A 5,333-nucleotide genomic window follows, 5' to 3' on the forward strand; every position below is an offset into this window, starting at 1 on the left:
GTTACTGGCCCGCGCCCCACTCGCTCCAGCTCATGTTCCAGCCGCTGAGGCCGTTGTCGGGAGCGATGATGTCGTCGTTGGAGTTGATGACCTCGACCACGTCGCCGATCAGCGAGTTGTCGTAGAACCAGGCGCCGTCGGTGCCGGAGTCGCCGCGGCCCTGGACGTCCTTCAGCCCGATGCAGCCGTGGCTGGCGCGGCCGTTGCCGAAGATGTTGCCGCCCCAGTAGTTGCCGTGGATGAAGGTGCCGGACTGGCTGAGCCGCATGGCGTGCGGGACGTCCGGGATGTCGTAGTCGCCGTCGTAGCCGACCGTGGCGCCGTCCATCCGGATCTCCTCGTGCTTCTCGGAGATGACCATCTTGCCGTTCCAGGTCTCCATGCCCGGCGCGCCGGTGGTGACGTCGATGGTCTTCAGCGTCTCACCGTCGCGCACGACCTCCATGGTCAGTTTGTCGTCGTCGACGACGCTGATCTGGCTGCGCCCGATGGTGAAGTTCACGTCCTGGCTCGCGGTGCCGAACACCCCGTCCGCGCCTTCGACGCCGCGCAGCCGGAACTCCACGCCGACCTCGGTGCCCGGCTGCCAGTACTCCTCGGGGCGGAAGTCCACCCGGTGGTTGCCGAACCAGTGCGGCTTGACCTCGACGGCCGGCTCGGTGGTGATCCGGATCGCCTCGGCGACCGCGGCGGTGTTCGCGATCGGGGTGTCGAAGGTGACCGAGAAGATCATGCCGACGCCGTACTCGGCCCCGTCCTTGACGGTCCAGGAGGTGGAGAAGGTGGTGCCGGCGGCGACCGTGGTGAAGGTGGCCGACTCGGAGGCGGTCTGGCCGTCCGCGTCCTCGGCGGTGGCGGTCACCTCGTAGGCGGTGTCGTTGGCGAGGTGGTCCTTCGCCTGCCAGCCGGAGTTGTCGTCCTTCAGATCACCCTCGACCTCTTCGCCCCCGGGATCGGTGACGGTGACCCCGGTGAGCGTGCCGTGCTCGACGGACACCGTGATCTCGCCCGTGGTGGGCACGTCGGTGGCGCCGTCCCCGGGGGATATGGACAGGGCTATGACGTTGCCGTCGCCGCTGCCCTTGCCCGCGTCGTCGCCCTTGTCATCGGCGGCACTGCTGCCGCTGCATGCCGACACCGCCAGCAGCACCACACCGAGAAGTGCCGCGACCCCGCCGGAAGCACGTCTGCCACCTGGCCGCTTGCGCACCATGCTCACGTTCTCCCTCACTCAACCCACACGCCCGGGGACGTCCAGCCCGCGGGAAATCCCCTCTCCAGCCAGGTAATCACACCGTGCACAGGGGAATGCCCGCCGATTGTCACCGTTCCGTCGCAGTTCCGCGCCTTGATGTCAACAGTCCTACCGGCCGGCATGGCAAAATGCCCTAATCCCGACAAAGGGGCCCTGCCACAGTGGTGTTCCCCCGCACCGGGAGACCGTCAGCACCCCACCGCCCCACCCGACTTCAGGAGGCCGGACGTGTCCAGGACACCCCGGGACGAACGGCGCACCCAGGTCTGGCCCGGCCGCCCCCAGCCGCTCGGCGCCCGCTTCCACACCGGTCCCGGCGGCACCGAGGGCACCAACTTCGCCCTGTGGGCCGGCGGCGCGGAAGGCGTCGAGGTCTGCCTCTTCGACGACGCCACCGACCACGAGACCCGCTACCCGCTCGAAGAGGTCACCCACGAGATCTGGCACGGCTTCCTCCCCGGCGTCCGGCCCGGCACCCGCTACGGCTACCGCGTGCACGGCCCCTGGGACCCGGCCGCCGGAGCCCGCTGGAACCCCGCCAAACTGCTGCTCGACCCCTACGCCCGCGCCGTCGACGGCGAATTCGCCGCCCTGCCGCCCGAGGTGTACGGCCACGCCCGCGACTGGCACCGCCAGGACGTCGCCGACACCGTCCGCGACGACCGCGACTCCGCCCCCTACGTCCCCAAGGGCGTCATCACCGACGACCGCGAGACCCCGTGGACCGACCCCTGGGCCGACGACCGCCGCCCCAAAACCCCCTGGGCCGACTCCATCGTCTACGAACTCCACGTCCGCGGCTTCACCCGGCGCCACCCCGGCATCCCGCCCGAGCTGCGCGGCACCTACGCCGGACTCGCCCACCCCGCCGCCATCGACCACCTCACCTCGCTCGGCGTCACCGCCGTCGAACTGCTGCCCGTCCACCAGTTCGCCCACGAGGACCACCTGCTGCGGCGCGGACTGCGCGACTACTGGGGCTACAACTCCATCGGCTACTTCGCCCCGCACGCCGGGTACGCCGCCACCGGCACCCGGGGCCAGCAGGTCGGCGAGTTCAAGTCCATGGTCGCCGCCCTGCACGCCGCCGGTATCGAGGTCATCCTCGACGTCGTCTACAACCACACCGCCGAGGCCGACGAACGCGGCCCCACCCTCTCGCTGCGCGGAATCGCCAACCCCGGCTACTACCGGCTCGCCGACAACCCCCGCCACTACACCGACTACACCGGCTGCGGCAACACCCTGCACGTCGTCCAGCCCCAGGTGCTCCGGCTGATCACCGACTCCCTGCGCTACTGGGTGCAGGAGATGGGCGTCGACGGCTTCCGCTTCGACCTCGCCGCCGCCCTCGCCCGCTCCATGCACGACGTCGACATGCTCTCCCCCTTCCTCGCCGTCATCGCCCAGGACCCGGTCCTGCGCCGCGTCAAACTCATCGCCGAACCCTGGGACATCGGCACCGGCGGCTACCAGGTCGGCGCCTTCCCCCCGCTGTGGACCGAATGGAACGACCGCTACCGCGACACCGTGCGCGACTACTGGCGCGGCGCCCTCCCCGACGTCCGCGACCTCGGCTCCCGGCTCGCCGGCTCCAGCGACCTGTACGCCTGGGGCGGCCGGCACCCGTACGCCTCCGTCAACTTCGTCACCGCCCACGACGGCTTCACCCTGCGCGACCTCGTCTCCTACGACCGCAAGCACAACGAGGCCAACGGCGAGGACAACCGCGACGGCACCGACGACAACCGCTCCTGGAACTGCGGCGCCGAGGGCGAGACCGACGACAAGGAGATCACCGCCCTGCGCCGCCGCCAGCTGCGCAACCTCATCAGCACCGTCCTGCTCTCCACCGGCGTGCCCATGCTGGTCGCGGGCGACGAGATGGGCCGCACCCAGCGCGGCAACAACAACGCCTACTGCCAGGACAACGAACTCAGCTGGATCGACTGGAGCCTGGCCCGCGACCCCGCCTGGCGCCCGCTGCTCGACCTCACCCGGCGGCTGATCCGGCTGCGCCGCGCCCACCCCGTCCTGCGCCGCCGCGCCTTCTTCTCCGGCCGTCGGCACGGCCCCGGCGGCATGCGCGACCTGGGCTGGTTCACCGCCGACGGGGCCGAGATGACCGAACAGGACTGGCACCGGCCCAGCCGCACCCTGGGCATGTTCCTCTCCGGCCGCGACATCCCGCAGCGCGACGCCCAGGGGCGGCCCGTCACCGACGACAGCTTCCTCGTCCTGCTGCACGCCGGTGCCGAGCCCGCCACCTTCCCGCTGCCGGGACCGCCCTGGGCGCACACCTACGAACTCCTCGTCGACACCTCGCGCGAGGAGCAGAGCACCCCGCCCGGCAGCCACCACGACGGCGGCACCGCCCTGCGGCTGCCCGCCCGTTCCGTCCTGCTGCTGCGCGCGTTGCCACCCGGAGCCGACACGCCCCCGATCGGGTGACGTTGCCGATCGGGCGCCCGGCGCGGCGCCAAGGTGTGCGGCATGACCTTCACCACCCGCTTCACCACCCGGATCACCCGCCGGGCGGCGGCCGTCGCGCTGCCGCTCGCCCTGCTGTTCACCACCGCGGGCGCCACCACCGGGGCGGCCACCGCCACCGCCGTGGTCTGCCCCGTCGTCGAGGACAAGCTGCACGCCGCCGCCGTCCAGGACGTCGACCTCGACCGGATCACCCCCGACCCGTCCTACCGCGACAACTGCCGCCAGCTCTACCGCGCCGAATCCCGCGGCCCCGAGATCATCTTCGAAGAGGGCTTCCTGCCCTGGGACACCGTGACCGGACAGTACGACCTCCAGGCGTACGTCCTGAACAACCAGCCCTCGCCGTTCGTCAGCACCACCTACGACCACGACCTGTACAAGGACTGGCGCAAGGCCGCCTACAACTACTACATCGACGCCCCCGGCGGCATCGACGTCAACGCCACCATCGGCGACGACCACAGGTACGCCCACCAGGCCGAAGTCGCCTTCCCCGGCGGCATCGACCCCGCCTTCATCGCCGGTGCCTGCCCCATCGACAAGACCACCAACACCGAGATCATGTCCGACTGCGTGGACAACCCGCACTACGCGCCCTGGCGGAACTGACCCGCTTGTGCCACTTCTGACAGCAACCTGAGCAGCACCCCTGCAAGAAGCTGACGCCGCCACCCCTCCCCGCGCCGCACCGGCCGTCCGTACCGTTCGGGACACCGAACAGGACGCAACGGGAGGGGGAGCGCGGTGGCCGTACGGTTCCAGCTCCTCGGTCCGCTCAGCATCACCGACGGCACCGAGACCGTCGTCCTGGGACCCTCCAAACCCACCAACCTGCTGGCCGCCCTGCTGCTGCGCTCCAACACCATCGTCTCGGCCGGCTACCTCCAGCAGATGATCTGGGGCGACCACCAGCCCGCCACCGCCAAGGCCGCCCTCCAGACCTGCGTCCTGCGCCTGCGCCGGCTCTTCGAACGCCAGCACGTCCTGGACACCCCCATCGAAGCCGCCCCCGGCGGCTACCGCATCACCGCCGACGAACGGACCCTCGACCTCATCGAGTTCCGCGCCCGGGTCCGGCACGCCACCGCACTCGCCGACGACCCGGCCGCCGAACTCGCCGCCCTGCGGCACGCGCTGACCCTGTGGCAGGGCGCCCTGCTGGCCAACGTCCGCTCCACGACCATGCACCGCGACGAGGTACCGCGACTGGTCGAGGAGCGGCTGCGCACCGTGGAGCGGGTGTGCGACCTGGAACTCGCGTTCGGCGACTGCGGCGCCGCCCTCGTCGAACTGTGGAGCGCCACCCGGGCCCACCCCAGCCACGGACGGTTCCGCGAACAGCTGATCGAGGCCCTGTACCGCACCGGGCGGCAGTCCGAGGCACTGAGCGAGTACCGGGGCTTCAAGGAGTACCTGCGCGACGAACTCGGCGTCGACCCCTCGCCCGCGCTCCAGAAACTGGAACTCGCCATCCTGCGCGGCGAGGACCTGGGCGGTCCTGCCCCGGCGAACGAACCGCCCGCCCTGCCCCCGGCGGCGAGGGCCGCCGCGCTGCCGCCCGCCGCCCCGCACGCCGCCCCCGCCG

At 71.2% G+C, this 5,333-nt stretch carries 4 protein-coding genes; 3 read left to right on the forward strand and 1 reads right to left on the reverse strand.

Translation table 11 applies throughout. From position 1 onward, the window contains the following. Position 1: 1 nt before the first annotated feature. A complete protein-coding gene (locus tag ACFV5N_RS24270) occupies positions 2-1,213 on the reverse strand; it encodes an Ig-like domain-containing protein (RefSeq protein WP_385603642.1) in 1,212 nt (403 codons plus the stop codon). 270 nt (positions 1,214-1,483) lie between these two features. On the opposite strand from ACFV5N_RS24270, the gene glgX reads away from it, so the two are divergent. From glgX to ACFV5N_RS24285, 3 genes are all read left to right on the forward strand, one after another. Beyond that, positions 1,484-3,706, forward strand: a complete 2,223-nt coding sequence (glgX, locus tag ACFV5N_RS24275) for a glycogen debranching protein GlgX (RefSeq protein WP_385603645.1) — start codon at positions 1,484-1,486, stop codon at positions 3,704-3,706. Between the two features lie 42 nt (positions 3,707-3,748). Further along, positions 3,749-4,357: an ADP-ribosyltransferase gene (locus tag ACFV5N_RS24280; RefSeq protein ID WP_385603647.1), complete on the forward strand. Its 609-nt coding sequence runs from the start codon at positions 3,749-3,751 to the stop codon at positions 4,355-4,357. A gap of 135 nt (positions 4,358-4,492) precedes the next feature. Next, a partial coding sequence (locus ACFV5N_RS24285) for a BTAD domain-containing putative transcriptional regulator (protein WP_385603650.1) occupies positions 4,493-5,333 on the forward strand: 841 nt, incomplete at its 3' end.

This window comes from Streptomyces sp. NPDC059853 (assembly GCF_042731495.1).
In the GTDB taxonomy this organism is placed as follows: Bacteria; Actinomycetota; Actinomycetes; order Streptomycetales; family Streptomycetaceae; genus Streptomyces.